Here is a 26234-nt window from a genome sequence, read left to right on the forward strand (position 1 = left end):
CGAGCGGGCGCTTGTCGCGTTGCCAAGACAAGACCTCCACCGAATTCGAACGAATAGAAGCGAACCACGACCATGATGCGCAGCCATTATTGCGGCCAACTGAACGAGAGCCTGGAAGGCCAGGAAGTCACCCTTTGCGGATGGGTCCACCGTCGTCGCGACCATGGCGGGGTGATTTTCCTCGATATCCGTGACCGCGAAGGTCTGGCCCAGGTGGTCTTCGACCCGGATCGCGCCGATACCTTCGCCGCCGCCGATCGCGTGCGCAGCGAATACGTGGTCAAGATCACCGGCAAGGTGCGCTTGCGTCCGGCCGGTGCCGGTAATGCCAACATGACCTCCGGCGCAATCGAAGTGCTGGGCTATGAGCTGGAAGTCCTGAACGAAGCGGAAACCCCGCCGTTCCCGCTCAACGAATACTCCGACGTGGGCGAAGAAACCCGCCTGCGCTATCGTTTTATCGACCTGCGTCGTCCGGAAATGGCCGAGAAGCTGCGTCTGCGTTCGCGCATGACCACCAGCATCCGTCGTTACCTGGATGAAAACGGCTTCCTCGACGTCGAAACGCCGATCCTGACCCGTGCGACCCCGGAAGGTGCCCGCGACTACCTGGTGCCGAGCCGTACCCACGCCGGTAGCTTCTTCGCCCTGCCGCAATCGCCGCAGCTGTTCAAGCAACTGCTGATGGTGGCCGGTTTCGACCGTTACTACCAGATTGCCAAGTGCTTCCGCGACGAAGACCTGCGTGCCGACCGCCAGCCGGAATTCACCCAGATCGACATCGAGACCAGCTTCCTCGATGAAAAAGACATCATGGGCCTGACCGAAGGCATGATCCGCAACCTGTTCAAGGAAGTGCTGGATCTGGAATTCGGCGAGTTCCCGCACATGACCTGGGACGAGGCCATGCGTCGTTACGGTTCCGACAAGCCGGACCTGCGTAACCCGCTGGAGCTGGTCGACGTTGCCGACCAGCTCAAGGAAGTGGACTTCAAGGTGTTCAGCGGCCCGGCCAACGATCCGAAATGCCGTATCGCCGCTCTGCGTGTTCCTGGCGGGGCCAGCATGCCGCGCAAGCAGATCGACGACTACACCAAGTTCGTCGGCATCTACGGTGCCAAGGGCCTGGCGTACATCAAGGTCAACGAACGCGCCAAGGGCGTGGAAGGCCTGCAGTCGCCGATCGTGAAGAACATTCCGGAAGCCAACCTCAACGTGATCCTCGATCGCGTCGGCGCGGTTGATGGTGACATCGTGTTCTTCGGTGCCGACAAGTCCAAGATCGTCAGCGAAGCCCTGGGTGCATTGCGGATCAAGGTCGGCAACGACCTGAACCTGCTGACCTGCAAGTGGGCGCCGATGTGGGTCGTCGACTTCCCGATGTTCGAAGAGAACGACGACGGCAGTCTCACCGCGATTCACCACCCGTTCACCGCGCCGAAGGGCACCCCAGAAGAGCTGGAAGCCAACCCGGCGGCCGCGCTGTCCCGGGCCTACGACATGGTTCTGAACGGCACCGAGCTGGGTGGCGGTTCGATCCGTATCCATCGCAAGGAAATGCAACAGACGGTCTTCCGTCTGCTGGGTATCAGCGAAGAGCAGCAGGAAGAGAAGTTCGGCTTCCTGCTCGACGCGCTGAAATACGGTGCACCGCCCCACGGTGGCCTGGCCTTCGGCCTGGACCGCCTGGTGATGCTGATGACCGGTGCCCAGTCGATCCGCGAAGTGATCGCGTTCCCGAAAACCCAGAGCGCGGCCTGTGTCATGACCCAGGCGCCGGGTGTAGTGGATGCCACCGCCTTGCGTGACCTGCATATCCGCCTGCGCGAAACGCCCAAGGCAGAGTAAGACGGACCCGAGGGCGCATCCACTGGATGCGCCTTTTTTCAAGGTCGAGATTTTTTATTGCCGGCCACTGCCACAAGGCAGGGCGGGCAACGTTTCAAAGAGCATAAAGAGAATTCGGAGCGAGTTATGGCGGGTCATTCCAAGTGGGCAAACATCAAGCACCGCAAAGAACGTCAGGATGCCAAGAAGGGCAAGATCTTCACCAAGTGGATTCGTGAACTGACCGTTGCCGCTCGTCAGGGCGGCGGTGATCCGGGCTCCAACCCACGTCTGCGCCTGGCGCTGGACAAGGCCCTCGGCGCGAACATGAGCCGCGATATCATCGATCGTGCGGTGGCCCGCGGTGCCGGTGCGGCCGACACCGACGATATGGTCGAGCTGAGCTACGAAGGCTACGGCCCCGGCGGCGTGGCGGTCATGGTCGAGTGCATGACCGACAACCGCAACCGTACCGCGGCGGCCGTGCGCCACGCGTTCAGCAAGTGTGGTGGCAACCTGGGGACCGACGGTTCCGTGGCCTATCTGTTCGAACGCAAGGGGCAATTGTCTTTCGCCCCGGGCATCGATGAAGACGCGCTGATGGAAGCGGCGATGGAAGCCGACGCCGATGACGTGGTCACCCACGAAGACGGCTCCATGGACGTGTTCACCTCGTTTGCCGGCTTCTATACGGTGCGTAACGCCCTCGATGCGGCGGGATTCAAGGCGGCGGACGCGGAAATCGTCATGTTGCCGACCACCAGTGCCGAGCTGGATCTTGAGGGCGCGGAGAAGGTGCTCAAGCTGATCGATATGCTCGAGGACCTGGACGACGTGCAGAATGTCTACTCCAATGCCGATATTCCCGAATCGGTAGCCGAACAGCTCGGCTGACCCAAACGCAGGCGCTATGACTTTAATTCTTGGTATCGACCCCGGTTCGCGCATCACCGGTTATGGTGTGGTGCGCGATACCGGGCGTGGCTGCGTCTACGTCGCCTCGGGCTGCATCCGCACCGGCAGTGGCGAACTGCATGAGCGTTTGCAGATCGTCTACCGCAGTGTCCGCGAAGTGATCCAGACCTACGGTCCGGTGACCATGGGCATCGAAAAGGTGTTCATGGCAAAAAACGCCGACTCGGCGCTCAAGCTCGGCCAGGCGCGGGGCGCGGCGATTGTCGCCGGTGCCGAGGAAAACCTCGAGATCGCCGAGTACACCGCGACGCAGGTCAAGCAGGCCGTGGCCGGCACCGGGGGCGCCAACAAGGAACAGGTGATGATGATGGTCATGCACTTGCTCAAGCTCACCACCAAGCCGCAAATCGACGCCTCGGATGCCCTGGCGATTGCCCTGTGCCATGCGCACACTCGTTCCAGCCTGTTGCCCCATGGCCTGGGCGCCGCACGTAGCCGTGGCGGTCGCCTGCGTCTCTGATAGCATCATCGCCTCAAACAATTTTGCTTGCCGATAGCGTCACGCCGGATAAGGTAGTGCGCTATCGTTCCGAGTCTTCAGCTACTGGTCTGGCCAGAAATAAGGATCTGATACGTGATTGGACGTTTGCGCGGCACCCTGGCAGAAAAACAGCCGCCGCACCTCATCCTTGATGTGAATGGCCTCGGCTATGAGCTGGAAGTGCCGATGACCACGCTTTATCGTCTGCCGTCGGTCGGCGAGCCGCTGACCCTGCACACGCATTTGGTCGTGCGCGAGGATGCCCAGTTACTCTATGGCTTCATCGGTCGGCGCGAGCGTGACTTTTTCCGCGAGCTGATCCGCCTCAACGGCGTCGGGCCGAAGCTGGCCCTGGCCTTGATGTCGAGCCTGGAAGTCGATGAGCTGGTGCGTTGCGTGCAGGCCCAGGACACCTCGGCGCTGGTGCGCGTGCCCGGTGTCGGCAAGAAGACTGCCGAGCGCCTGCTGGTGGAGCTCAAGGATCGCTTCAAGGCCTGGGAAACCGTGCCGAGCATGTTTGCCCTGGTGCCCAACCAACCGGACGGCGCACCTGCGCAGCCGGTGGCCAGTGCTGAAAGCGATGCGGTCAGTGCGCTGATTTCCCTGGGCTACAAGCCCCAGGAAGCGAGCAAGGCGGTGTCGGCCATCAAAGACAAAGGCCTGAGCAGCGAAGACATGATTCGTCGTGCCCTGAAGGGAATGATCTAAGTGATTGAAGCCGATCGTTTGATAACCGCCTCCGGCGGGCGTGACCGCGAGGAGGTCCAGGATCGCGCCATTCGGCCATTGAGCCTGGCCGAGTACATCGGCCAGCCGACGGTCAAGGAGCAGATGGAGCTGTTTATCCAGGCGGCGCGCGGGCGTGGCGAGTCCCTTGACCACACCCTGATCTTCGGTCCGCCGGGCCTGGGCAAGACCACCCTGGCCAATATCATCGCCCAGGAAATGGGCGTGTCGATCAAGAGCACCTCGGGGCCGGTGCTGGAGCGGGCCGGAGACCTGGCGGCGCTGCTGACCAATCTCGAACCCCACGATGTGCTCTTTATCGATGAAATCCACCGCCTGTCGCCTGTCGTCGAAGAGGTCCTGTACCCGGCGATGGAGGACTTCCAGCTCGATATCATGATCGGCGAAGGGCCGGCGGCGCGTTCGATCAAGCTCGATCTGCCACCCTTCACCCTGGTCGGTGCTACTACCCGCGCGGGCATGTTGACCAACCCGTTACGTGACCGCTTCGGTATCGTCCAGCGTCTTGAGTTCTATAGCACTGCAGATCTGGCAACTATCGTTACCCGTTCGGCGGGGATTCTGGGTTTGCCGCTGGACCCGGAAGGCGCGTTCGAGATCGCCCGACGGGCCCGGGGTACACCGCGGATCGCAAACCGCCTGTTGCGGCGGGTGCGTGATTTTGCCGAAGTGCGAGCCAAGGGTCATATCACCAAGGCGGTGGCGGACCTGGCCTTGAATCTGCTGGATGTCGACGAACACGGTTTCGATCACCAGGACCGGCGCCTGTTGCTGACCATGATCGAGAAGTTCGACGGTGGTCCGGTCGGGGTGGACAGCCTGGCGGCGGCGATCAGCGAGGAGCGGCACACCATTGAGGATGTGCTCGAACCTTACCTGATCCAGCAAGGCTACATCATGCGCACCCCCCGTGGACGGGTGGTGACCCGGCATGCCTATCTGCACTTCGGTTTGAATATTCCGTCGCGCTTGGGTGAGATGCCCGTGGTAGACGAGTTCCTTGATGCGTTGGACGAGTAAAAGCAGTATTGGGGCTGATTTATTCGTGGTTTGCGTTGTCCGAAGGGCACGTGTCACGAATCTTCATGCAAAAAGTCGTCGAAGGATGAAAAACAGTTGCCTGGCCGGATTGGCAACCTGAGGAGTAAGCACTAGAGTATGCGCGCGCAAAACGGGGTTCAGTCGTTCGCACATCGCTGTCGCGTTTATTACGAGGACACCGATGCCGGCGGCATCGTGTATTACGTCAATTACCTTAAGTTCATGGAGCGGGCTCGAACCGAGCGGCTACGGGCACTGGGCTTTGCCCAATCGTCGCTGGCAGGGGAGAACCTGTTGTTCGTCGTGCATTCCAGCGAAGCGCGTTACCACGCGCCGGCGCGATTGGACGATGAGCTGTTGATCAGCGCCGAGGTGATCGAGCTGAACCGTGCGAGCCTGCGCTTCAAGCAGCAGGTCAGGCGTGCTGATGATGAAACGCTGCTCTGTGAAGGGCGGTTCCTGGTGGCCTGTGTGCGCGCCGATAGTTTAAAACCCCGGGCCATTCCAGAAGCCTTGCGTTCGGCCTTTGCCGACACAAGCGGCGCGGGTACTCACTTAGAGCAGGAGATAAAGCGTGGAAGCTAACGTCGTCGACCATTCCTCCATGTGGAGCTTGGTCAGCAATGCCAGCATCGTGGTGCAATTGGTCATGCTGATCCTGTTGGCCGCCTCGGTCACCTCATGGGTCATGATTTTTCAGCGCAGCAACCTGCTGCGCGCCGGTCGCCGGGCCCTGGAGAGCTTCGAGGAGCGCTTCTGGTCGGGTATCGACCTGTCCAAGCTCTACCGTCAGGCCGGCAGCAACCCGGATCCGGACTCGGGCGTGGAACAGATCTTCCGTGCCGGCTTCAAGGAGTTTTCCCGTCTGCGCCAGCAACCGGGCGTTGATCCGGAAGCGGTCATGGAAGGCGTCTCGCGTGCCATGCGCGTGGCCATCTCCCGCGAAGAAGAAAAGCTCGAGCAGAGCCTGCCGTTCCTCGCCACCGTCGGTTCCGTCAGCCCGTACATCGGCCTGTTCGGTACCGTCTGGGGGATCATGAACTCCTTCCGTGGCCTGGCTACCGCCCAGCAGGCGACCCTGGCCACCGTGGCCCCGGGCATTTCCGAAGCACTGGTGGCTACGGCGATCGGCCTGTTCGCGGCGATTCCGGCAGTTATCGCCTACAACCGCTTCGCGGCCCGTGGCGAGACCCTGATCAGCCGTTACTACACCTTCGCCGATGAGTTCCAGGCGATCCTGCACCGCAAAGTGCACACCAGCGAAGAGTGAGCAGGTAAATCCCCATGGCCCGAGTTCGCCACAAACGCAAGCCGGTCGCCGAGATGAACGTGGTGCCCTACATCGACGTGATGTTGGTGCTGCTGGTTATCTTCATGGTGACCGCGCCGATGCTCAATCAGGGCGTGAAGGTTGATCTGCCCAAGGTTTCCAGCGAAGCCTTGCCGCAGGACAACAACACCCAGGTCCTGACCATCTCGATCAAGGCTGACAAGACCTATTACTGGAACCTTGGCAGTGAAGTCGACACCGAAAAACAGCAGGACAGGGCCATGACCCTGCCGCAGATGACCGACGCGGTGACCAAGATCATCCGTGCCGGCACCGAAGGCGGCAAGCGTACCCAGGTGTTCATTCGCGGTGACAAGACCGTTGACTATGGTTCCGTCATGGGTGCCATGGGCGGTCTGCAGAAGGCCGGCGTCGGTAATGTTGGCTTGATTACCGAGGCCCCCTGATGCACCAACAGCGAGAGCCGTCCGCGTCGGAAAGCTACTTCTGGCCGAGCGTCTGGGCGATTGGCCTGCATATCCTGATCTTTGGCATGCTGTTCGTCAGCTTTGCCATGACGCCGGATCTGCCGGAGGCCAAGCCGATTGTCCAGGCGACCCTGTATCAGCTGAAATCGAAAAGTCAGGCGACCACCCAGACCAATCAGAAGATTGCGGGTGAGGCGAAGAAATCCGCCGCACGCCAGACCGAAGTCGAACAGATGGAACAGAAGAAGGTCGAGCAGGAAGCGATCAAGGCTGCGGAACAAAAGAAAGAGGAAGCGGCTCAAAAGGCCGATGAAGCCAAGAAGTCCGACGAGGCCAAGAAAGCGGACGAGGCTAAAAAGGCCGATGAGGCCAAGAAAGCCGACGACGCGAAGAAGGCTGCCGAGGCGAAAAAGGAATTGGCCGATATAGCCAAGAAGAAAGCCGACGACGAAGCCAAGAAGGCCGCTGAAGAAGAGGCCAAGCAGGCCGCTGACGACGCGAAGAAGAAAATCGTCGAAGACGCCAAGAAAAAAGCGGCCGAAGACGCGAAGAAGAAATCCGAAGCTGACGAGGCGAAGAAGAAAATCGCCGAAGACGCGAAGAAGAAAGCGGCTGCCGATGCTGCGAAGAAGAAATCGCAGGATGCGGCGCGTAAATCTGCCGAAGAGAAAAAGGCCCAGGCCCTGGCAGACTTGCTTTCCGACACGCCGCAGCGCCAACAGGCCCTGGCTGATGAGCAGGGTGATGAAACGGCGGGCAGTTTCGATGATCTGATTCGTTCCCGGGCGGCAGAAGGGTGGGCACGTCCTCCTTCGGCGCGTAAAGGGATGACGGTGGTGTTGCAAATCGGCATGTTGCCGGACGGCACGGTGACTTCGGTCACGGTGGCCAAGACCAGCGGCGATGGCCCGTTTGACGCCTCGGCGGTAGCGGCGGTCAAGAATATTGGTCGTTTGACGGAAATGCAGGGAATGAAACCGAGCGACTTTGCTCCCTATCGTTCCTTCAAGATGACATTCACACCTGAGGATCTAGCCTTGTGAGAAACCTTCTTCGAACAATGCTTGTCGTGATCTGCTGCCTGGCAGGGATGGCGATGGCGGATGAAAAGAACATTCTGGTTACCAGCGGCAGCGATCGGGCCACGCCCATCGCGGTCGTACCGTTCGGCTGGCAGGGCGGTAGCGTCCTGCCGGACGACATGGCCCAGATCATCAGCGACGACCTGCGTAACTCCGGTTACTACTCGCCGATTCCGAAACAGAACATGATCAGCCTGCCGACCCAGGCCAGCGAAGTCATCTACCGTGACTGGAAGGCCCTGGGCGCCCAGTACATCATGGTCGGCAGCATTGTTCCGGCCGGCGGTCGCCTGCAGGTGCAGTACGCACTGTTCAACGTCGCCACCGAGCAGCAAGTGCTGACCGGCAGCGTCTCGGGCACGGTCGATCAGTTGCGCGACATGTCGCACTACATCTCCGACCAGTCGTTCGAAAAACTCACCGGCATCAAGGGTGCGTTCTCCACACGCATGCTCTATGTCACGGCTGAACGCTTCTCGGTGAACAACACCCGCTACACCCTGCAACGCTCGGACTATGACGGTGCACGCGCAGTGACCCTGCTGCAATCGCGCGAGCCGATCCTGTCGCCGCGTTTCGCCCCGGATGGCAAGCGTATCGCCTATGTGTCGTTCGAACAGAAGCGTCCGCGCATCTTCGTCCAGCACATCGACACCGGTCGTCGTGAGCAGATCACCAACTTCGAAGGCCTCAACGGTGCACCGGCCTGGTCGCCGGACGGTAATCGCCTGGCGTTCGTGCTGTCCAAGGACGGCAACCCGGACATCTACGTGATGGACATGGCTTCGCGCCAGATGAGTCGCGTCACCAGCGGCCCGGGCATCAACACCGAACCGTTCTGGGGCAAGGATGGCTCGACCATCTACTTCACCTCCGATCGCGGCGGCAAGCCACAGATCTACAAGACCAGCGTCGGTGGCGGCGGTGCGGAGCGCGTGACCTTTATCGGTAACTACAACGCCGCGCCGAAGCTGTCGGCAGATGAGAAGACCCTGGTGATGATTCACCGCCAGGACGGCTTCACCAATTTCCGTGTGGCGGCCCAGGATTTGCAGCGTGGGACAGTAAAAATACTGACAGACACCAACCTTGATGAGTCAGCCACTGTCGCACCCAACGGCACCATGGTAATCTACGCCACCGCCCAGCAGGGCCGGGGAGTCTTGATGCTCGTGTCCATCAATGGACGCGTAAGGCTCCCGCTTCCTACCGCTCAAGGCGAAGTCAGAGAACCTTCCTGGTCCCCTTACCTGAACTGACGCGGCGCTTTACGATTTTGCTTAACACACTGGGGTTCATTAGGAGTTTTACGATGGAAATGCTGAAGTTTGGTAAATTTGCTGCGCTGGCTCTGGCCATGGCTGTAGCTGTAGGTTGCTCGTCCAAAGGCGGCGACAATGCCGGTCAAGGCGCTGTAGATCCAAACGCTGGTTACGCCGCTAACACCGGTGCAGTTGATGGTTCCCTGAGCGAAGAAGCTGCTCTGCGCGCTATCACCACTTTCTACTTCGAATACGACAGCTCGGACCTGAAGCCAGAAGCCATGCGCTCCCTGGACGTTCACGCCAAGGACCTGAAAGCTAGCGGCGCTAAAGTCGTTCTGGAAGGTAACACCGACGAACGTGGTACTCGCGAGTACAACATGGCACTGGGCGAGCGTCGTGCGAAAGCCGTTCAACGCTACCTGGTACTGCAAGGTGTTGCTCCAGGTCAGCTGGAACTGGTTTCCTACGGTAAAGAGCGTCCAGTTGCTACTGGCCACGACGAGCAGTCCTGGGCTCAAAACCGTCGCGTCGAACTGCGTAAGTAATTCGTCATGCGAACGTGCCGTCGTGCTGTAACTGTTTTGGCTCTCAGCCTTATGCCGCTTGCGGCGTGGGCTGCGGTTCCTGTGGTCGATAACAACTCCGGCAACAATAGCGGTGGGAGTTATCCGCCTGCGGGTTACGGTACGAACGGCGCCTATGCCGGGGGAGGGGTTTCGACCCCTGTCTCGGCACAGGGCGAGCTGTTCAATCAATTGCAACGCATGCAGGAACAACTCGCGCAGCAACAAGGCGTGATCGAAGTTCTGCAAAACGATGTAGCGCGCATGAAGCAGGAAAACCTGGAGCGATACCAGGATCTTGATCGGCGCATAGGCAGTGGCGGCGCTCCGGCGGCTGCGGCTCCTGATAATTCTGCAACCGGTGGCGATGTCAACGCCGCCGCCGGTGCTGCACCTGCTGCCCAGGCCCCCGCGGCCAGCAGCGAGCCGGGTGATCCGGCCAAGGAAAAGCTCTACTACGACGCTGCCTTCGACCTGATCAAGGCCAAGGACTTCGACAAGGCCAGCCAGGCGTTCAGCGCTTTCCTGCGCAAGTACCCCAACAGCCAGTACGCCGGCAACGCGCAGTACTGGTTGGGCGAAGTGAACCTGGCCAAGGGCGACCTGCAAGGCGCCGGCCAGGCGTTTGCCAAGGTCAGCCAGCTGTATCCCAAGCACGCCAAAGTGCCGGATTCGCTGTACAAGCTGGCGGACGTAGAGCGTCGCCTGGGTCATACCGACAAGGTCAAAGGTATTCTGCAGCAGGTGGTTTCCCAATATCCGGGGACTTCCGCCGCGCAGTTGGCACAGCGCGATCTGCAGCGTATGTGACGGCCGACGGCCTGCTTGAAGAAACCCGCGCTTGTCGCGGGTTTTTTCGTTAGAATTCACGCCCTTTTTTATGAAACACGCTGTCCTGGACTGTGCGATTGCAGGTTCATGGCGGTGCCTGACTGAGGCGGACGGCCTGTTTAGCTGTTACGCCCGTGGCGACTATGCAAGACACATTGAGAATCACCGAAGTTTTTTACTCGTTGCAGGGTGAAACGCGGACGGCTGGGCTGCCCACCGTTTTCGTGCGCCTGACCGGTTGCCCGCTGCGCTGCCAGTACTGTGACAGTGCCTACGCTTTCAGCGGTGGCACCCTCATGACCCTGGACAGCCTCCTGACCCAGGTGGCCGATTACCGTCCGCGTTATGTCTGCGTGACCGGCGGCGAACCGCTGGCCCAGCCCAATGCCATTCCCTTGCTCAAGCAGCTCTGTGACGCCGGTTACAGCGTGTCCCTGGAAACCAGTGGCGCCCTGGATATCTCTGCGGTGGACACCCGGGTCAGCCGCGTGCTCGACCTGAAGACGCCGGGCTCGAAGGAATCGCATCGCAACCGCTACGAGAACATCGATCTGCTGACCCCCAACGACCAGGTCAAATTTGTGATCTGCTCGCGGGAGGACTATGACTGGGCGGTGTCCAAGCTGATTCAGTACGGTCTGGAAAAGCGTGCCGGCGAAGTCCTGTTCTCGCCGAGCCACCACGATCTGCCGGCCCGTGAGTTGGCCGACTGGATCGTTGCGGACAACCTGCCGGTGCGGCTGCAGATGCAGTTGCACAAATATCTATGGAATGACGAGCCGGGGCGCTGATATGACCACCCAAGCAAGCACTGACAAGAAAGCGGTAATCCTTCTCTCCGGCGGCCTGGATTCGGCCACCGTGGTGGCCATGGCGCGCGCCGAGGGCTACAGCTGCTACACCATGAGCTTCGACTACGGCCAGCGGCACCGTGCCGAGTTGCAGGCGGCCGAACGGGTGGCCCGTGACCTCGGGGCGGTCGAGCACAAGGTGATTGGCTTGAACCTCAACGGCATCGGTGGCTCGGCCCTGACCGACAGCAGCATCGATGTGCCCGAGACGCCGGGCGAAGGTATTCCGGTGACCTACGTGCCGGCGCGCAACACGGTGTTCCTGTCGTTGGCCCTTGGCTGGGCCGAGGTGCTCGGTGCCCGGGATATCTTTATCGGCGTCAACGCGGTGGACTATTCCGGTTACCCGGACTGCCGTCCCGAGTTCGTCGAGGCGTTCGAAACCCTGGCCAACCTCGCGACCAAAGCGGGTGTCGAGGGTAATGGTTTCCGTATCCAGGCGCCGCTGCAGAACCTCAGCAAGGGCGATATCGTCCAGGCCGGTATCAAACTCGGAGTCGACTATTCCCTGACGGTATCCTGCTATCAAGCGGATGCTAACGGCTTTGCATGTGGGAAATGTGACAGTTGCCGACTGCGTGCTGAAGGCTTCGCAGCGGCCGGAATCAGTGATCCGACACGTTATTTTTGATTTTTTTCATTTAAGGTGTTGAATTACCGTTAGAAATCAGTATTATACGCGCCACCACACAGCGGGTCGTTAGCTCAGTTGGTAGAGCAGTTGGCTTTTAACCAATTGGTCGTAGGTTCGAATCCCACACGACCCACCATATTTGTTGTAGAAGAAAATCCGGAATGCCCACGAAAGTGAGGAGTTCCGGATTTTTTTTGCCTACAAAATGGCACGTTGAGCGGTTCTGAAGTCGTAAAGGGCGCAACACTTACTTGCTGACATGCAGCCGTCTGCCTCGAACATTAGTTTCGAGTTGGCGTGATGTCAATATGGAACACTCGACTTGCAGGAGCGAGGCTAGAGCGTTTTGTCAATCTGCAGCTTGTCTGCCCTGCAGAATCTCTGAGCACGCTGGGACCTTTCCCAAAGGTCTGACAGACTATTCTTGACGCGTATTTGTTGAATTTTAGGCAGCCGCGTATGTCCAGACAGACAGTGCCGGTTCTCATGCCTGTTAGCTGCTACAGCGATCCTGCAATGGGCTGCATCAGCCCCAGCTGTAGCTCTTGATACCCACCCTGCTGATCATCAGCGTGAACAACACGGACGACTCAGACCCCTCATCCATGGATGGGGGCTGGGGTATGCCGAGATCCTCCCACCAGGTACCTGGACCATCCCATGTGAGCTCGTGACTGAGGCCGGTACCGACTGGGAGAATGGCCTGCTCCAGTGAATATCGTTCTGAACTGATGCTGGCGACTTGAGTCAGCAGTTTGGAGACTGGCGGTGATTCAGGCGGTAGCAGCAGGGAGGGGGGGGCCCCGACCACCTCAATTGCCGCCGGCGCCGGTGGGACCTCCGGTATGTGGGGTATGAGCGGTGGCTCGCCAGGATCGGGCAAGGTATTGGCCGGGGAGGCGGGAATGTGTTCGTCGACGCGTCTTTCGAACGCAATTGCTCCCTGGGCCAGGCTGCGCTCATGAAGTACGGCGCGCATGTGATCGTAATCGACCTCGATGTAACTCAAGGTGGTCGCGATATTCGAATGGTTCAGCAGGTTCTTGGTCAGGTGGATATTGCGCTCGGGCTGCCTCATCAGGTCGGTGGCCAGGGTATGCCTGAACCGGTGCGGGGTCATGCGCACCCCAAGCGACGTGGTCAGCTTGCGATACATGCCCTCAACTTGGTCGATATTCATGACCTTGGATCGATAGTGTCTGGAGAACCGGTTGACGTTGAACAACTGATCGCCAGGAGCGAAGCCAATTTCATCTGCGGCATCCAGCAAGCGCCGTATGTGCGGTTCCAGGCCCGCCATGATCGGTATGGAGAATTCGCGGTGTGTCTTCTCCGTATCGGCCTCTACCCGAATCAGTTTGTTGAGCCAGTCGATGTCCTGGTAGCGAAGCGTCAGCAGCGCGTTCAGTCGAATGCCCGTGTAGTAGAACATCTCGAAGGCAGCCAGCCAGAACCAGGCTGGGGTGACTTTGCTGCGTTTTTTCGAGCAGCGCTCTTCCGAAACCATTGCCTTGAGCCAATCACGCGCAATCTTTATCGCGTCACGGGCGATCGTCTTGCTCGGTCGCTTCGGCGGAATCACCGCGGTTTTCTTGAACGGGTTGGTCGTCGTATGGGTTAGTAAACCCTGTTCCAGGGCATAACCCCAGACAGTGCGCAGATGGTTGGAGTAGGTGTTCCAGCTCTGCTTCGACAGGCCGTTCTCCAGAAGCGCCCTTCGGCATCCAAGAACGCCGCGGTGATCGATGTCTTCCGCCGCGATCTCTGTACCGAAATACCTGAGCAACGCTCGGGTGGACGCCAGGTAGATTTTTCCGCTCGACTCCCTCAGGTCGTGAGTGAAGATGTAATCCTTGGCCAGTTCCAGTGGAGCGGTCATTCAGAGCCCTCCGCTGATCCAGAGATCAGACTCAAGCTCACATTGTCGAAGGGCAATTCGTTGAACACGGTCAGGGGATCGATCAGCAAGTATCCCTTGAGCTTCTTTGTACTGCGCGGACCGATGACGTTGCAGGTCCAGATATTGAGGCTCTTGTCTGTCTTTCGATGAAGTTTCAGTTTTTCAAAGCTTCGCTGCACCAGTTGCCAAGCTTCCACTTTTTGGGCCTTTGCCTGTGCTTCGATGGCAGGGAACTCCTGTACGAAACGCTTGAAAATTCCTGGTGTTACCAACATTGCGGTTCCCGTCACGGTATGCACAAGTGCCTTTGTGTCGTTGATGATGATTCGCCGGGAGACGAGGCCATTCCTTAACCATTCAACAAATCCCTGACCCAGCTCGATCTTATGGCTCGGCATCGGAGCCATATCTTCGGTGCTCGCTACAGGTTCACTTCCCGCGACTGAAGGCTCGATTGGCTGGATTTCTTCCAGTTTCGAAGGTGCGGTCTGTGCCGCTGAGAGTGGATCCTCTGGGTGGCCTTCTAGTGGCGCTGTGATATTACCCAGGAGGGCCATAAGCGCGTCAATTTCAGCAGGATCATTGGTGGGGGGGGCTGAAGGCTTTAGTACAGGGGCTGAAACGTTTGTAGTGTGGAGCGCTGGACCAGTGCTGTTGCTTTCTGGTAGGCCCGGGTCGAGGGATTGTTTGACCTCCTGTGGCTCCTCGGTGGTTGAGCCAGCATCGACTTCCAAGGTGCCCGAATAAACCGGGGGGCGGTCAGTCACATCATTCCAGATCAGTGCCGGCGACAGCTTGAGTAAGGTGAATGTGTTGCGCCAGCCATTCCCGTTGTCGATCGTGGCCCTCCAGATTGCTTTGTCTTGGGCATTGGTCTGGATGACTCCCTGATCCTGGAGCATGTTGAAGAACGGTGCATTCGAAGTAGGGACTCCATCGACACCCTGTGTCAGCAGATAGGCACGTAGCTGATCGGCTATCGGCTTGCTGACCAGCCATAAGGCGTCCTGAGCCAGCCATCCATCTGAAGGTCCGTCAGGTTGGTTCAGCTTGAATTTGTCGCGTACCAGATAGCGCAGGCCATCTGCCAACTGCCGTTGCAAGGATTGCTTGGGCGCGACCAGCGCTCGAGCAGGATTGCCGCCAAGCTCCTGGGCAACTGACGCCCGGTCGGCCTGTACCACGATTTCACCCAGAATGCCGGCGTTCTCGTATTGGCCGGCCAGGATGAAGATCAACTGCGACCACACTTCAGGAAAGTCGCTGAGCCAGTCCAAGATGTCCGGTGTGAGCACCTGTGCATAGATCAGCGCGGCCGCTGCGCCGTGGAGCTGGTAATTGCGTCCCTTCACATAGCGGAATCGGTAGGGACGGGTTATGGGACCGTGCCACGGGTGCCAGGTCTTGCCGCCCTGCAGCTCGATATGCACGTCGACGGCGATTTTCCCGAGGTCGTGAATCAGTGCCCCATATGCCGCCGCCGCAGTCCAGGCTTCGGCCTGTGCCGATTGCGACTCCGGTGGTGCGCCGATCGGCAGTAGGTAGGTCTGTCGGATCTTCAAGGCATAGGCGACGATTTCCAGGCCGTGGTCAAGCATGCCGCCGGGGTGCGCGTGGTGGTGGTTTTCCGAAGCAGGGAGCTGCTGGACCAATTCCGCGTAGCGCTCAAGTGGACGTCGGTAAAGCTCGACAAACTGCTGGCGGGATAACGATGCGCGCTGCCAGATGTTTTCCAGTAGTTTTTGACGACGCGGAGTCGCAAGTAGCTCCAGGCCTTGGGCGGGTTGTAGGTAGCCGCTAGGTGAGGGGGCCGCGGTAGCTTGGGCTTTGCCGCGCCGGAAGATTGAGAACATGGCCAACTCCACGAAAGATTCATGGGGCGGGCTTTTCCTCTATCTGGAGGGTGTTGCTCAATGGGAAAGCATCATCAGCAGCGAATAGTATTTTTGATGGCTTAATGATGTCGCAAGGCATGACAGTCTGAGCTGTGTGGAAAACAAGCTTCCATGGAGCTAGGATCTTGGGGCGGTTCACACGTTCTTGCCCAGCAGGGCAAGATTGACCCCTTAGTCAGTTTGGAAAAGCACCGGCCACAACCGTGACGGAAAAAACGCTGCCATGAGGACAGCTATGACCCAACTTGATAGCAGAATCAGCTTGACCTTCCGTTCCAACCTTGCAGCAATCACCACGCTGATGGAGGCTGGGCACCATACCCATGCAATTGCCCTAATTTATTCGGCGATCGACCACATGTCTTGGCTGAACACAACTGGCGAGCCAGGTGGTCGAGGCTTTAAGGATTGGGTGCACCGATTTTTGTTCAATGGCGACACTTTTGACTTCAACGCTGAGGACCTGTGGGCGGCAAGATGCGGCCTCCTTCATACGGGAGCCGCGGAGTCCGATCTTTACAGGGGCGGTAGCGCGAAGCTGGTCTATTACGTCCTCGGTGAATCACTACCGGATGAAGGCATGCTCAATCCCGTACTGACGGCGCATGGCATCGCTCGCAGCCAAGTCGTGATCGTGGACTACTACTGGCTCTCGACAGGATTCGTTGATGCATTGAGCCGCTTTCAAGATCACTTACTGGCAGACGTAGCGGCACATACTCGGGCCGCCGAAAAAGCAGCATTGCAGATGGTTTTCCAAGTCTCCAGCGGCGTCTCCAGATGATCGAGGAAAAGTGCTCCAGATTCACCACAGCTACAGCCTAGAACTGGGGCCAAGCGCGTAGGAGGACGCTCACCTAGCATCCTCGAAAACAGACAGGGAATCGTTTTATGAGGGATTCATTTTCGAAGCGTCACGGTTTTGCATCTGTCCAAGAGGCAGAAATCACCATCCGCGAAGATGCACCGCAGGAGTTGAAGGAATACCTGATTCAGCTCGTTTATGAGTGCCGCCTGGAGCCGTCAGACCTACGTGAAATCATCTGCCAAGCCCTGAAAGTTCTGGCCAATAAGCAGAACTGGAGCGAGCGGCCCAACATCCACCAAGAAAACGTGCAGCTGTTGAGCGAGTGTAAATGGTTCAAGGTGTATGACGTGATCGAGCGCGTAGCTGAATGTCTCCGCCAGAGGAACTACCCCCAAGGTGTGTACCAGTACTTCACTGAAGAGTTGAACGAGTTTTTTGTTGAGCATGGCATTGGGTGGAAGCTGCTCGATGGTCGTGTCGAGATCCGAGGTCCGGAGTCGTTTGAAGTGATCCTAAGATCGGCCAGGGAAACGGAGCTGCAAGCCGGGCACCACACGGCTAGCAGCGAGTTGCACGAGGCAATCTCTGATCTCTCGCGACGGCCAGCACCTGATCCTACAGGGGCCATACAGCATGCAATGGCTTCGCTGGAATGTGTCGCCAGGCAGCTTACCGGTGATCATCAAGCAACTCTTGGGAAGATCATGAATGATAATCGCATGCTCATCTCACCCCCTTTAGACCAAGCGGTGATCAAGACCTGGGCGTATGCGTCGGAGTTCGGCCGGCACCTTCAGGAAGGGAGGGAACCATCCTTTGAGGATGCCGAATTGGTCGTCGGTTTGTGCGCTTCGGTGAGCAACTATCTGATCAAGAAGTCGAATGCTCAGTGATGGCGTTGGGCGTGGGCTTTCCCGACGAACAAAAGCGTAGCGAATCCGTGCAAGTAGGAAAAATATTATGACTGAAATTTTGCTGATGATTATTGCTAGCTTGTTGGCGGTGATGTGCATCCTAGGCGTAGGGATTTTACTTAATGTTTCCCGAGTCAAGTCTGGAATTTCATCGCTCATTCAGGTCATGGCTGCTCTTCACGACGATAATGAGAATAGGTTTAAAGAGAGTTTCGAGTGGACGAAAGCTAACTTGGAGCAACTGGCCGGGACATCCATTGCCATTGAGCAGAGCATCTCGGATATCAAATATGTTACTGATGTGATTTATCGGTACAAATTGCCAAATGCGGCTGAGAGACGACTCTTGGATCAGATTGAAATCGACAACGACGTTTCGACCGGAATCATGAGTGCTGGCAAGGGGGAAACCTGAACGGTCTTACCCAAACACGCAAGCCAATCGAAGGATCGTTGCCCAATCAGTCGGCCATCGTGCGGGCTCTAGCATCGTTAGAGCGGGAGTGTGAATGCCTTTTGCTTCAAGCCCTTTCAGGTAGGGCTTTTACCCTTCTGGACCATTCCATTCGCTTTTCGAGAACCCTTTCCCTTTGGACCATTTGCTCCATCAATCATCGGGAAGATGCAGCCTGGCCTCCATTGCGTCATGTAGCAGCCGAACAACCTCAATGACCTGGTCGTCGGCCAATCGGTAGAACATGACGTGCCGAGGCCTTTGCACCATGCCATTTGATGTGGCTGCGCGCTTGCGGGAGTGGCACAGATGAAAGCTTCTCAGGCCGGGAGTGATCTCGTCACGCAGACTGCTACCGATCCTATTCGGCACTGTAGCCAGGTCCTCGATCGCTGTGCGGATAAGCTCCCCGTACCTGAGCCGAGCCGTTGTGCCGAACTGCACCTGCGAATGCCTCAGAATATCGGTGATGTCCGCTAAAGCGGTGTCGGTGATTCGGTACTGCACCATGCTCAGTGTTTCTCGGCGACGGAGAGGGAGGCGGCTTCGCCAATGTCTGCCAGCAGCCTGCCCAGGCCTTCACTATCTACCTCCACAAATCGACCCTGCTCCAGATCCATCAGTCCGATCGAGGTGGCATGTCTCAGGGCTTCTACTTTGGCGGCTTCTTCCGCTTCGCGCTGCTCCAGGAGACGGAGGCCTTCGCGCAGTACCTCACTGGCGTTCTGGTAACGACCAGAGAGCACCAGGTCGTTGACGACCTGTTCCAGGTGGTCGGTTAGGACGACATTTCGAGTAGCCATGGTGTGCTCCAGTGGTGGGAGGAAGGGACGCTTTTCGATGTTGGCATATTATGCCAGCAGGCTTGCAAGTTCGCCAAATCCGGCGTATATCTGATATCAGGACGCCTCTATGAGAAAGGGCAAAGGAGACATCACCATGACCGTACAGAGCTCTCAGGGACTTGCAAGCCGCTTGGGCTATGGCCTTGGTCGAGGTGTGCGGTTTTTCCTGGCGGATGAAAACGTGGTGCTTCGTTGGACAAAGAGACTGGTGCTTTTTGCTGCAATCCTGTTTTTTTCGACAGTACTCTTTCACTGGCTTGCTGGCGCGATCATGACGATGGTGAGCTTTGGGCTTATTCTGTGGGCGGCTGTGAAAGGAGATGCGTCTGTTCTTCTCAGTTCATCTGATTCTGAGTGTTGGGGGGGCCAAGATCATAACGAGAGCCTTCATCAAGATCACCAAGAACAGGCAATCTGGCGAGATGGACCTGAAGGTTGGGGATATTACAGAGTCGATGATGTGCGTCTTGATTTCTGACTATTGATACAAAAAAGGAGGACACAGTCCTCCTTTTTATTAGCTCTTTCCGCCGACCGAACCAATAGCTTGTTTTCCAATGGAACCGCCAGTAGCTCCGGCTTTTTCCACTGGTTGTGAACCACGCGATAGCCCATCAAGAACACCACCTGCTTGAAATCCGGCCCATGCTAGGGCTGTCATCCAGAAGAGGGGTAAAATGATGAACATTGATCCCATGACGAAATTGAGAATTGCGTCCTGTGTAGCTGTGTTCAATCCCATTACCGGATCGAAACTAAGGTGCGGTGAGCCTGAGCCGTAGAGTGCGTCCAGGATCGTGCTGTCGACCCACCGGGCGAGTTGAAACCAGAAATCGACGAATATAAGTGAGAAGAAGACGACACTCATCGTCATGGCTATCTTCAATTGATATGCACCGATGATCAGGACTATCGGGATGCAAATCACCATTGCCATTTTCAAGAAGGCCATAATCATTGGCAGTGCTTGGCGAACCATATCCATTGCTGGGAAATAGCCTAATGCTCCCAGCGCAACGCCTAACGTTCCCCCTGCACGAGCAGCACCATTCCAAACGGTCCCTCCGATCTGTCCGCCATAATCGGTGTAGACGTCGCCTTGGACCTGACTGGTGGGGGACACCAGTTGCCGAATGACTGCCTCGTTGACCTGATCAGACGACAGCCACTTTGCCCAGCCAAGCAATTTTGTCATCAGGTCTGGATCTACCTGGGCCTGCAGTCGATCTTTCAAGCCAATGCTTCCGTCGGACCACCATTGCTTGCAGGTCGGATATCCGCCGCCGCCCGTGACCTCGGGTAGTCCTGCATCCCGGGTTGCGTTGTAGGGCCATGAGGTTCGTGGTGTCTTGGAGTAGTCGGTGTCGTAGTAGCCCGCCGTGTTGAGGAAGAAGTGCGAGCCGATCCAGCTCAGATCCTGCAGCGTATCGGACTTGCTGGCGGCAGATCCGAGATCCGGTTGTCGCATGAACAACCGTGCCCTGGAGGGGCCGTAGCAGTCATGGGTGAAATCCGCGACCTCCTGGGCAAGCAGGGGATTATTGATGCGAGAGCTGTCGACCTCCATGCGCATCTGCCTCAGGTCGGTCCCGCACGGAATCGCAGCGACGGCACCGTTGGTGAATGCCTTGGACAGCGCATGCATGAAAGCCCACCAGACAGGCATCTGTGCGCTCTTGCCGGCCAGAGAGCTGAATGACGTGTTCCAACCTGTGTCTGTCGGCGCCGGTAGGTTGTACTGACATTGCTGTGCCCGGGTTTGATCAAATTGCAGCGTGTCGAAGCTCACGTTCACGGCCGGAACGCCGCATAGCGCCACGACTACGTACCCGACATAGATGCTGGTCTCGATTCTGGCCAGGGAGAGAACGCCCTTATTGCCCTCATCCGCGCCTTCACCGCGGACCTTGAGCCATTCTCGTATCACGATGATTGCGAAGGGCAGGGCGAACAGTCCCGTGTCCTGGATCATGTCCCAGATGCCGTTGTTGATGATCCAGCCGACCAGGGTCAGGTAGTACTCAAGGTAATCATTGGTATACAGGGTCACAGCCCACCCCCTCGCTGAAGCAGTACTTTGCTCAGCTCAATCAGCAATACCAGCAGAACTACCAGGATCTCTACCCTCAAGAAACGCACTTGGAAGCCGGGCTCGGGTAGGCGAGCCTTGAGTTTGAGCCAGGCCACCGTCAGCGCGGTATAGAGCACCAGGCGCCAGGCCAGAAGGTACCAGTAATGGTTCGAGCGCCATTCTTGCCACTGCTGCAGGTTGTTGAAGAGTTGAAGAAACACAGCATTCAGCAGAACGACCAGGAGTGTCATGGCCACTAAGACGGCCAGACTGATCAAAATGCCACGGCCGAGCCGACGGAGGAGCGAGTGCGCGGGGGCAATGACAGGATCCTGAATATCGGTCATGGTCAATGCCTCACTGCCGGCTCTTGGCCGGTGACTGCAACTGATTCAGACGGTCCGTTTCCGGATCTCCCTGGAACACACCGCGCGAATTTTCAGCTCGAGCTTTGGCGCGGTCGATGATAGTCATCGGCGAGTTCTTCGCGAGCTGCTGACGCATGTCCAGCTCGATCTTCAGATTGCCGATTTCCTGCTGCAGTGATGAGCTCTGTTGGTTGACTGCCTGGAGCGCAAGGTCATTGGCTGCGACGTTGGGTTCTTTGCTACCGGCCGACAATGTGCGTTGTAGAACCAGGGCCTTCTCCAGGACGTCGGAGAGCGCGACCTCTGAGGCCAGCCGGCGGGCCAGGACGTCCTGGTCACGTTCATCCTTTAGTGCGGCAACGACGCCACGAGTGATGGGTAGTGAGTCACTGCTCGCAGCGGCCAGATTCTCCGCAGACATGGGCTTGTTGCCGGTCAGCAGATCCTGCAGCGCCTGCAGTTTGGTGTCGTAGGTTTCCTGGATCAGTGGGGTGAGACCTACGCCGGCGGCGGTGACGGTTTTAGGGCAACTGTCACAGGTCTGTTGTTGCTGCTCGCCCAGGACACGGTTGGCGAAGGTGCTGGCTTCCTGGGGGGAGGCCCAGACATTGCACACCAGGCCGTTGCTGCAGGTGTCCTTACTGATTGATGAGGTATCGGTGGCCGCACGTTTGTTCAGCAGGTTGTAACCCGCCTTTGTTACGTCTCCAACAATGCGGATCGGCTGCTGGCCAGAGCCACCAGCTCGATCACCGCCCACCCATGTGACACCATCGTTGCCACCTTTCTTTTCGACTTGTTCAACGGTGGATACTGCATCGGTATTCGTCGTCAGAGCCTGGCTCATTGCCTGGCCTTCGGCGATTTTCCCCCAGCCCATTTGACCGCCAGCGATGTCCGCCATCTTCTCGCCGATTGCTCGGCAGGTACCTTTGGAGCGGTCAAAGTCGAGTCGAGCCTGCAGAATGCCGTTGGTGATCAGGTTGTAGAGCGCTGGGTTTGCCCGCTGGAGAATCAGTGCCGGCAGAGAGGCTACGGCACCGGTGGCGTTCGAAAGCACCGAGGTCATGATGTTCTGGAATCCGGACGTGGCTCCGTTCAATTGGTTTTCCAGAGTGTTGCTCAAGTTCATGTTTCCGCAGACCAGGTTGTTGTTCCAACCTCCGCCGACCGAAATGCTGTCCATGTTGCCGGCGCTGCCCATTGTCACTGCGTTACCGCCGCCAATGCTGTACAGCACGTCGTCACCGATGACACTGCCCGAGGATGACGCGTTGATGGGATCAGCCGCGAAAGCTGCTGCACAGGCGAGACTGCAGACGAGTCCGATCGCCCAGGGAGTGAGTTTCATGTTGTGCTCCGATCGAGAGTTCATAGGAAGTCCGTGCTACCGAGAAAGGTCTGCCCACGCCGCTCACAGCAGGAGTACGGGCGCCAGAGTGCCCAGGCATACCCGCCGTCCTGGGAGTCGATGTTGGGGGTGATACTTGGAAAGGTTGCGCAAGTGGGGTTGAGGGTCGGGGTCAGTTCTTGCCATTTGCCAGTTAAGGCAATGCCTTCAAGCAGTGCTCCTGCCGGCCAGTAACCTGGCATTGGGAGGGCGAGCATTGGCAGGTAGACGTGGACCTGCCCGATCCGGGTCGTGATGTCGCCGGCGCGCTGTGCGATGACTGCGCCGGTTTTGTAGTCGTCGACCTGGTGGAGGAAGCCACTACGAGGGTAGAGATTGCCCCAATTGCTTGCTGTGAGGAGGCTGCTGACTTCACGCATGCCAGGAATGAGTGCTTCGGGGTATACGGACTCGGGCACTCCGTATCGCCAGGCAATGGGGTCGAGGGTGCTGAGGAAGTAGGGAACTAGCGGCAAGGTCGCCCCTTTGCAGACATAGCCTGAGGCGCTGGCGAACTGGCTGAATGTGGCTCCGCCCGGGTGGCCGATCACATCGGCCTCTTTGAACTTCGTGATGTTGTTTTCAGCAACGTGGTTGGTGGTCCCGTCGTTGCCGGCCTGGGCCATCGGGTTCGGCGAGCCAAGAGGGGACATCTCGATCCAGGGGTTCATTCCTGTGTTCGAGTAGGCGGACACCACGGCATCAGGAACGTAGTGGCGGACTTTCGTCGAGGTTTTGACCGTGCATCCAAAAGGGGTGCAGAGCAACCAGTAACAGATGCCGACTACCTGGTACTCAAGGCAGGTGGGGGAGAGTGTCGAGGCGACGATAGCGGCTGTGTTGATCGCGGCTGATGCGGTGAACGACAGGCTGAAGGTGATGGCCATCGATAGGGGCCGGAGCAGATGGCGTCTCATCGTTGCATGCTCCGTGCTCGATCAATCAGTCCCACCGCTTTTGCCACATCGGGCTCGCCATATACGACGTAGCTGCGATCGACAACAACGGCTGGGATTTTCCTGATTCCCAGGCTCCAGGCGTCCGTAACGCCTTGCTGGGCACTGGCGAGATCTTTCTGGAGCTGCTTCCCGGCCGGGGTGGCCAGATAGCGTTGAATGGATGTCGCAGCCTGGCTCGGATCTGCGGGGAGCTCGCGAGAGAGTTGTTCCTCGAGGCGTCGCTGCTCATCAACGAGGATAATGCGGGCTCCCGCAGAAGCTGTGACCGGATGTCCACGGTCGGTGATCACCCAGGTCTCAGCCTGTGCAAGAGCTGATATGAGCATCAGGGCGAGAGGCAGAAACCTGTGCGTTGAGTCGCGTTGTAGAGATGGATGCCGGGTCATGACGCCGTACCTGAAATGGGTTCAGGTGCAGGAAACCGGATAGGGGCATTGAGCGCAGCAAAAAATAGGAATTCGGTCGGTCTTGTTTTTCTGTTTGTGGGCCCCGGCAGCCCTTGAATACCGTAGTGCCCTCATGAGGCGGTTAGCGATTGGCTCGTTAAGATAATCAGTGATCGGCGAATCACATTTGGCATCTCTCCTACAGGATTTTCCGGCAGCCACCAATGGTGGTGCCAGCCGGGATCGCGTATAGACAGAACTAGTAACTGGCATAGATCAGCGAAGTCGCTGGCAAACTGGGGGTTAATAGTGGCACCAGTTGTTGGTCCAGCAACGCCAGTTGTGCCGCAATGCGCAGGAGTAGGCTGATAATGATCAAGATGTCGCGAAGTGTTTTCAGCATGTGAATCGCCTCAATTGGGATGCTGTCAGGCTGCTGTCACGACCGCTTCGGTTCCACTTGATGTTTTCCCGGGCCGGGTCACGACAGGTCAGGCGTCAAGTGTGAGGCGATAAATAACCATTTATTGAGTGGGGTTTCCGAAACACAACAGGCTCTGCCCGGGGAGGGCGGGGTGGTATGAATAACGAACTGAAAGGGAAAATTGACATGTCGATGACAGACCCGCTCGCCGCACTTGTAAGTCTTCAGGTGGAGGTGCGTAGAGGAATGCCTACCCATCCCACTGAAAATTATCGAACCGTTCGGGTTGCTGTGGATGAGCACAATGGTCGTGTGAGGTACACCTACGCCAAGATCGAGCACGGACGAGTGAAGGCTCTGTCAATGTTCGTGACAGTAGACCCCATAGGCGGTATCGCTTGCTTCCAGGTCGGATATGCTGTCCCGGAAGCATATCGTGGAAGAGGTTGGGCAACTGAGATCCTAGGGCAGGGTATTGAAGAGCTTCGTAAAGGCCTAGGCCGTCACGATGTTAAGCAGTTCTATGTCGAGGCTGTTGTGGGCAGCTCCAACCTGGCATCGCAGAAAGTTGCGGCCAAAGTAATCTCACAGAGCCCCCTGCAGACGACCGACTGCTATTCCGGTGAGGCGGCATTGGCGTACACCCGACTTATAGAATGCTGAAGGAAAAAACGACAATGGTGATACACATTGCACCACTGCTGGACTCCGATCGCCTGGGCGGGCCCACGGCGCGCCTGGTGCCGGTGCGCAGCCGTCGAGAGCCGTTGCGCACCTGGGCCAGCTTGACGGCGGTAGGGCGGTTTGCCGACGCGCTAGGGCTGCGCGGCTTCACAGTCGAGCTGTGATTACACGCCCGGGGCTTGGGCGGCTTTGTCCAGTGCTCCGGCCAGGACCTGCGCCGGAGCGCTGAGCGCGCTGTAACTGCGGGCCAGCTCTAGTTCCCGCGTGCCCGACGTGATGCGCTGGTACTAGGCATGCTGCTGGCGGAAAACCTGCAGGGACTTTAGCTCAAACGGGGAGAGGTCCAGGCTGATCAACATCGGGCTACCTCGGCAGCATCACGCCTAAAGGGAAAACCTCAGACGAAAAAAAACCGCCTTACGGGATAGGGCGGTTCTCTGTAAACCTCGGTTCGCGGCCTTGGCTTACCATCTCACTGGATGCATTGACGTGGATTCATCATAACCACGCAAGTGCATTTGTGCAATTGCAGTAATACCGCGAAAGCGCGTTATTCGTCGCCTCACGCACCTACACGGCGTTTTCTGGTCAGGGGTAGAGGGAGCCACAGCTCCGGGAAATTAACGTTTTATAAAATTGCTGGAGGCCCTTATCTGCGGGGCTTGGCAAATATTCACGGTGACATGGACAGCACGGAAAACTGGGTTACTATGACCTTGCTCGCACGTTAGTGCAGACAGTGACGTTTGGCTGGTTATCTCCAAGGTTTCATGCTCCCTGACACGGCTTCGCACCCGTGCCGGAATGATGTTTCGGGGGGTATAACAACCGGCCGCCTCACTGGATGCATTGACGTGTCATCCGAAAGTTCGTGTGGTCCGGTATGCGTTCTGGAGGTTTGGCCCCCTACCTGGAGGCCAAAACGTATGAAAATTTTCCTACGTGTTCTGAGCCTCGTATGGAAGGCGTTTCAAGCGTTTCGCTTGTACGACTTTCTGCGAGATCACTACGACGACCTGATGTAAGGTCTTAGTGGTGGAAACCGCTCTGACTTCGGTCAGGGCGGTTTTTTTTACCCAAA

30 protein-coding genes and 1 tRNA gene are annotated in these 26234 nt (G+C 57.9%); 21 read left to right on the plus strand and 10 right to left on the minus strand.

The window, feature by feature from the left end; translation table 11 throughout:
- Positions 1 to 72 precede the first annotated feature (72 nt).
- The 15 genes from aspS to HX866_RS03245 all read left to right on the plus strand — a co-directional run bounded on the left by aspS (position 73) and on the right by HX866_RS03245 (position 12191).
- Positions 73 to 1848, plus strand: a complete 1776-nt coding sequence (aspS, locus tag HX866_RS03175) for an aspartate--tRNA ligase (RefSeq protein WP_177092765.1) — start codon at positions 73 to 75, stop codon at positions 1846 to 1848.
- Between the two features lie 126 nt (positions 1849 to 1974).
- Complete coding sequence (locus tag HX866_RS03180) at positions 1975 to 2721, plus strand: YebC/PmpR family DNA-binding transcriptional regulator (protein ID WP_100938826.1); 747 nt, start codon at positions 1975 to 1977, stop codon at positions 2719 to 2721.
- A 16-nt stretch (positions 2722 to 2737) separates the two neighbouring features.
- Positions 2738 to 3262: a crossover junction endodeoxyribonuclease RuvC gene (ruvC, locus tag HX866_RS03185; protein ID WP_100938827.1), complete on the plus strand. Its 525-nt coding sequence runs from the start codon at positions 2738 to 2740 to the stop codon at positions 3260 to 3262.
- A gap of 114 nt (positions 3263 to 3376) precedes the next feature.
- Positions 3377 to 3991, plus strand: a complete 615-nt coding sequence (gene ruvA / locus HX866_RS03190; RefSeq protein ID WP_100938828.1) for a Holliday junction branch migration protein RuvA — start codon at positions 3377 to 3379, stop codon at positions 3989 to 3991.
- Complete coding sequence (gene ruvB, locus HX866_RS03195) at positions 3992 to 5050, plus strand: Holliday junction branch migration DNA helicase RuvB (protein WP_100938829.1); 1059 nt, start codon at positions 3992 to 3994, stop codon at positions 5048 to 5050. It begins immediately after the preceding gene.
- 138 nt (positions 5051 to 5188) lie between these two features.
- A complete protein-coding gene (gene ybgC, locus HX866_RS03200) occupies positions 5189 to 5656 on the plus strand; it encodes a tol-pal system-associated acyl-CoA thioesterase (RefSeq protein ID WP_103499435.1) in 468 nt (155 codons plus the stop codon).
- Positions 5646 to 6341 carry a protein TolQ gene (gene tolQ / locus HX866_RS03205; protein WP_100938831.1) on the plus strand — a complete coding sequence of 232 codons (696 nt, stop codon included), beginning with the start codon at positions 5646 to 5648 and terminating at the stop codon, positions 6339 to 6341. Before ybgC ends, tolQ begins: the two co-directional genes overlap by 11 nt.
- Before the next feature lie 14 nt (positions 6342 to 6355).
- Positions 6356 to 6808 carry a protein TolR gene (gene tolR / locus HX866_RS03210; protein WP_103499434.1) on the plus strand — a complete coding sequence of 151 codons (453 nt, stop codon included), beginning with the start codon at positions 6356 to 6358 and terminating at the stop codon, positions 6806 to 6808.
- Positions 6808 to 7872 carry a cell envelope integrity protein TolA gene (gene tolA / locus HX866_RS03215; RefSeq protein WP_177092764.1) on the plus strand — a complete coding sequence of 355 codons (1065 nt, stop codon included), beginning with the start codon at positions 6808 to 6810 and terminating at the stop codon, positions 7870 to 7872. The genes tolR and tolA overlap by 1 nt, the downstream gene beginning before the upstream one ends.
- Before the next feature lie 47 nt (positions 7873 to 7919).
- A complete protein-coding gene (gene tolB / locus HX866_RS03220) occupies positions 7920 to 9170 on the plus strand; it encodes a Tol-Pal system beta propeller repeat protein TolB (protein ID WP_371315525.1) in 1251 nt (416 codons plus the stop codon).
- 53 nt (positions 9171 to 9223) lie between these two features.
- Positions 9224 to 9721: a peptidoglycan-associated lipoprotein Pal gene (pal, locus tag HX866_RS03225; RefSeq protein WP_177092763.1), complete on the plus strand. Its 498-nt coding sequence runs from the start codon at positions 9224 to 9226 to the stop codon at positions 9719 to 9721.
- A 6-nt stretch (positions 9722 to 9727) separates the two neighbouring features.
- Complete coding sequence (ybgF, locus tag HX866_RS03230; RefSeq protein WP_177092762.1) at positions 9728 to 10549, plus strand: tol-pal system protein YbgF; 822 nt, start codon at positions 9728 to 9730, stop codon at positions 10547 to 10549.
- Positions 10550 to 10713: 164 nt separating this feature from the next.
- On the plus strand, positions 10714 to 11361 hold the full coding sequence (gene queE, locus HX866_RS03235) for a 7-carboxy-7-deazaguanine synthase QueE (RefSeq protein WP_177137972.1): 648 nt from the start codon (positions 10714 to 10716) through the stop codon (positions 11359 to 11361).
- A 1-nt stretch (position 11362) separates the two neighbouring features.
- A complete protein-coding gene (queC, locus tag HX866_RS03240; RefSeq protein WP_177099842.1) occupies positions 11363 to 12052 on the plus strand; it encodes a 7-cyano-7-deazaguanine synthase QueC in 690 nt (229 codons plus the stop codon).
- Positions 12053 to 12115: 63 nt separating this feature from the next.
- Positions 12116 to 12191, plus strand: a tRNA-Lys gene (locus HX866_RS03245).
- 390 nt (positions 12192 to 12581) lie between these two features.
- Here HX866_RS03245 and HX866_RS03250 read toward each other — a convergent pair.
- Both HX866_RS03250 and mobH read right to left on the minus strand, forming a co-directional pair.
- The gene (locus tag HX866_RS03250; protein ID WP_177137974.1) at positions 12582 to 13934 is read right to left on the minus strand and encodes a site-specific integrase; all 1353 of its coding nucleotides are present in this window, start codon (positions 13932 to 13934) and stop codon (positions 12582 to 12584) included.
- Positions 13931 to 15808 (minus strand): MobH family relaxase, encoded by a 1878-nt coding sequence (gene mobH, locus HX866_RS03255; protein WP_177137976.1) that lies wholly within the window; start codon positions 15806 to 15808, stop codon positions 13931 to 13933. The genes HX866_RS03250 and mobH overlap by 4 nt, the downstream gene beginning before the upstream one ends.
- A gap of 277 nt (positions 15809 to 16085) precedes the next feature.
- On the opposite strand from mobH, the gene HX866_RS03260 reads away from it, so the two are divergent.
- From HX866_RS03260 to HX866_RS03270, 3 genes are all read left to right on the plus strand, one after another.
- Entirely contained in the window at positions 16086 to 16634 is a 549-nt protein-coding gene (locus tag HX866_RS03260) for a hypothetical protein (protein WP_177137978.1), read from the plus strand.
- Positions 16635 to 16741: 107 nt separating this feature from the next.
- Positions 16742 to 17551, plus strand: coding sequence for an AbiJ-NTD4 domain-containing protein (locus HX866_RS03265; RefSeq protein WP_177137980.1), 810 nt, complete (start codon positions 16742 to 16744; stop codon positions 17549 to 17551).
- A gap of 67 nt (positions 17552 to 17618) precedes the next feature.
- Entirely contained in the window at positions 17619 to 17987 is a 369-nt protein-coding gene (locus tag HX866_RS03270) for a hypothetical protein (RefSeq protein ID WP_177137981.1), read from the plus strand.
- 192 nt (positions 17988 to 18179) lie between these two features.
- On the opposite strand, the gene HX866_RS03275 is transcribed toward HX866_RS03270, so the two are convergent.
- The gene (locus HX866_RS03275) at positions 18180 to 18536 is read right to left on the minus strand and encodes a type II toxin-antitoxin system RelE/ParE family toxin (RefSeq protein ID WP_177137982.1); all 357 of its coding nucleotides are present in this window, start codon (positions 18534 to 18536) and stop codon (positions 18180 to 18182) included.
- A 2-nt stretch (positions 18537 to 18538) separates the two neighbouring features.
- Complete coding sequence (locus HX866_RS03280) at positions 18539 to 18829, minus strand: type II toxin-antitoxin system ParD family antitoxin (protein ID WP_083875266.1); 291 nt, start codon at positions 18827 to 18829, stop codon at positions 18539 to 18541.
- Positions 18830 to 18965: 136 nt separating this feature from the next.
- Here HX866_RS03280 and HX866_RS03285 point away from each other — a divergent pair, with 136 nt between their 5' ends.
- Positions 18966 to 19349, plus strand: coding sequence for a hypothetical protein (locus HX866_RS03285; RefSeq protein WP_177137983.1), 384 nt, complete (start codon positions 18966 to 18968; stop codon positions 19347 to 19349).
- Positions 19350 to 19388: 39 nt separating this feature from the next.
- Here the strand turns inward: HX866_RS03285 and HX866_RS03290 are convergent, their stop codons facing one another.
- The 6 genes from HX866_RS03290 to HX866_RS03315 all read right to left on the minus strand — a co-directional run bounded on the left by HX866_RS03290 (position 19389) and on the right by HX866_RS03315 (position 24448).
- Complete coding sequence (locus tag HX866_RS03290) at positions 19389 to 20921, minus strand: conjugal transfer protein TraG N-terminal domain-containing protein (RefSeq protein WP_177137984.1); 1533 nt, start codon at positions 20919 to 20921, stop codon at positions 19389 to 19391.
- A complete protein-coding gene (locus HX866_RS03295; RefSeq protein WP_017124269.1) occupies positions 20918 to 21289 on the minus strand; it encodes a hypothetical protein in 372 nt (123 codons plus the stop codon). Before HX866_RS03295 ends, HX866_RS03290 begins: the two co-directional genes overlap by 4 nt.
- Positions 21290 to 21299: 10 nt before the next feature.
- Positions 21300 to 22661, minus strand: a complete 1362-nt coding sequence (locus tag HX866_RS03300) for an integrating conjugative element protein (RefSeq protein WP_042934593.1) — start codon at positions 22659 to 22661, stop codon at positions 21300 to 21302.
- Between the two features lie 20 nt (positions 22662 to 22681).
- Positions 22682 to 23617: a TIGR03756 family integrating conjugative element protein gene (locus HX866_RS03305; RefSeq protein WP_177137985.1), complete on the minus strand. Its 936-nt coding sequence runs from the start codon at positions 23615 to 23617 to the stop codon at positions 22682 to 22684.
- Entirely contained in the window at positions 23614 to 24045 is a 432-nt protein-coding gene (locus tag HX866_RS03310) for a TIGR03757 family integrating conjugative element protein (RefSeq protein WP_256344793.1), read from the minus strand. Before HX866_RS03310 ends, HX866_RS03305 begins: the two co-directional genes overlap by 4 nt.
- Positions 24046 to 24304: 259 nt before the next feature.
- A complete protein-coding gene (locus HX866_RS03315; RefSeq protein WP_177137986.1) occupies positions 24305 to 24448 on the minus strand; it encodes a hypothetical protein in 144 nt (47 codons plus the stop codon).
- A 177-nt stretch (positions 24449 to 24625) separates the two neighbouring features.
- Between HX866_RS03315 and HX866_RS03320 the strand changes: the two genes are divergently transcribed.
- A complete protein-coding gene (locus tag HX866_RS03320) occupies positions 24626 to 25132 on the plus strand; it encodes a GNAT family N-acetyltransferase (RefSeq protein WP_256344794.1) in 507 nt (168 codons plus the stop codon).
- A gap of 14 nt (positions 25133 to 25146) precedes the next feature.
- The gene (locus tag HX866_RS03325) at positions 25147 to 25317 is read left to right on the plus strand and encodes a hypothetical protein (RefSeq protein WP_177137672.1); all 171 of its coding nucleotides are present in this window, start codon (positions 25147 to 25149) and stop codon (positions 25315 to 25317) included.
- Positions 25318 to 26234: the final 917 nt, after the last annotated feature.

The organism is Pseudomonas gingeri, from assembly GCF_013386165.1.
GTDB lineage: Bacteria > Pseudomonadota > Gammaproteobacteria > Pseudomonadales > Pseudomonadaceae > Aquipseudomonas > Aquipseudomonas gingeri_C.

What these genes read in the sequence shown, in the direction of transcription:
- aspS (WP_177092765.1), top strand. Translation starts at nt 73, where the DNA reads ATGATGCGCAGCCATTATTGCGGCCAACTGAACGAGAGCCTGGAAGGC.
- HX866_RS03180 (WP_100938826.1), top strand. Translation starts at nt 1,975, where the DNA reads ATGGCGGGTCATTCCAAGTGGGCAAACATCAAGCACCGCAAAGAACGT.
- ruvC (WP_100938827.1), top strand. Translation starts at nt 2,738, where the DNA reads ATGACTTTAATTCTTGGTATCGACCCCGGTTCGCGCATCACCGGTTAT.
- ybgC (WP_103499435.1), top strand. Translation starts at nt 5,189, where the DNA reads ATGCGCGCGCAAAACGGGGTTCAGTCGTTCGCACATCGCTGTCGCGTT.
- tolR (WP_103499434.1), top strand. Translation starts at nt 6,356, where the DNA reads ATGGCCCGAGTTCGCCACAAACGCAAGCCGGTCGCCGAGATGAACGTG.
- tolA (WP_177092764.1), top strand. Translation starts at nt 6,808, where the DNA reads ATGCACCAACAGCGAGAGCCGTCCGCGTCGGAAAGCTACTTCTGGCCG.
- tolB (WP_371315525.1), top strand. Translation starts at nt 7,920, where the DNA reads ATGGCGATGGCGGATGAAAAGAACATTCTGGTTACCAGCGGCAGCGAT.
- pal (WP_177092763.1), top strand. Translation starts at nt 9,224, where the DNA reads ATGGAAATGCTGAAGTTTGGTAAATTTGCTGCGCTGGCTCTGGCCATG.
- ybgF (WP_177092762.1), top strand. Translation starts at nt 9,728, where the DNA reads ATGCGAACGTGCCGTCGTGCTGTAACTGTTTTGGCTCTCAGCCTTATG.
- queE (WP_177137972.1), top strand. Translation starts at nt 10,714, where the DNA reads ATGCAAGACACATTGAGAATCACCGAAGTTTTTTACTCGTTGCAGGGT.
- queC (WP_177099842.1), top strand. Translation starts at nt 11,363, where the DNA reads ATGACCACCCAAGCAAGCACTGACAAGAAAGCGGTAATCCTTCTCTCC.
- HX866_RS03250 (WP_177137974.1), bottom strand. Translation starts at nt 13,934, where the DNA reads ATGACCGCTCCACTGGAACTGGCCAAGGATTACATCTTCACTCACGAC.
- mobH (WP_177137976.1), bottom strand. Translation starts at nt 15,808, where the DNA reads ATGTTCTCAATCTTCCGGCGCGGCAAAGCCCAAGCTACCGCGGCCCCC.
- HX866_RS03260 (WP_177137978.1), top strand. Translation starts at nt 16,086, where the DNA reads ATGACCCAACTTGATAGCAGAATCAGCTTGACCTTCCGTTCCAACCTT.
- HX866_RS03265 (WP_177137980.1), top strand. Translation starts at nt 16,742, where the DNA reads ATGAGGGATTCATTTTCGAAGCGTCACGGTTTTGCATCTGTCCAAGAG.
- HX866_RS03270 (WP_177137981.1), top strand. Translation starts at nt 17,619, where the DNA reads ATGACTGAAATTTTGCTGATGATTATTGCTAGCTTGTTGGCGGTGATG.
- HX866_RS03275 (WP_177137982.1), bottom strand. Translation starts at nt 18,536, where the DNA reads ATGGTGCAGTACCGAATCACCGACACCGCTTTAGCGGACATCACCGAT.
- HX866_RS03280 (WP_083875266.1), bottom strand. Translation starts at nt 18,829, where the DNA reads ATGGCTACTCGAAATGTCGTCCTAACCGACCACCTGGAACAGGTCGTC.
- HX866_RS03285 (WP_177137983.1), top strand. Translation starts at nt 18,966, where the DNA reads ATGACCGTACAGAGCTCTCAGGGACTTGCAAGCCGCTTGGGCTATGGC.
- HX866_RS03295 (WP_017124269.1), bottom strand. Translation starts at nt 21,289, where the DNA reads ATGACCGATATTCAGGATCCTGTCATTGCCCCCGCGCACTCGCTCCTC.
- HX866_RS03300 (WP_042934593.1), bottom strand. Translation starts at nt 22,661, where the DNA reads ATGAAACTCACTCCCTGGGCGATCGGACTCGTCTGCAGTCTCGCCTGT.
- HX866_RS03305 (WP_177137985.1), bottom strand. Translation starts at nt 23,617, where the DNA reads ATGAGACGCCATCTGCTCCGGCCCCTATCGATGGCCATCACCTTCAGC.
- HX866_RS03310 (WP_256344793.1), bottom strand. Translation starts at nt 24,045, where the DNA reads ATGACCCGGCATCCATCTCTACAACGCGACTCAACGCACAGGTTTCTG.
- HX866_RS03315 (WP_177137986.1), bottom strand. Translation starts at nt 24,448, where the DNA reads ATGCTGAAAACACTTCGCGACATCTTGATCATTATCAGCCTACTCCTG.
- HX866_RS03320 (WP_256344794.1), top strand. Translation starts at nt 24,626, where the DNA reads ATGAATAACGAACTGAAAGGGAAAATTGACATGTCGATGACAGACCCG.
- HX866_RS03325 (WP_177137672.1), top strand. Translation starts at nt 25,147, where the DNA reads ATGGTGATACACATTGCACCACTGCTGGACTCCGATCGCCTGGGCGGG.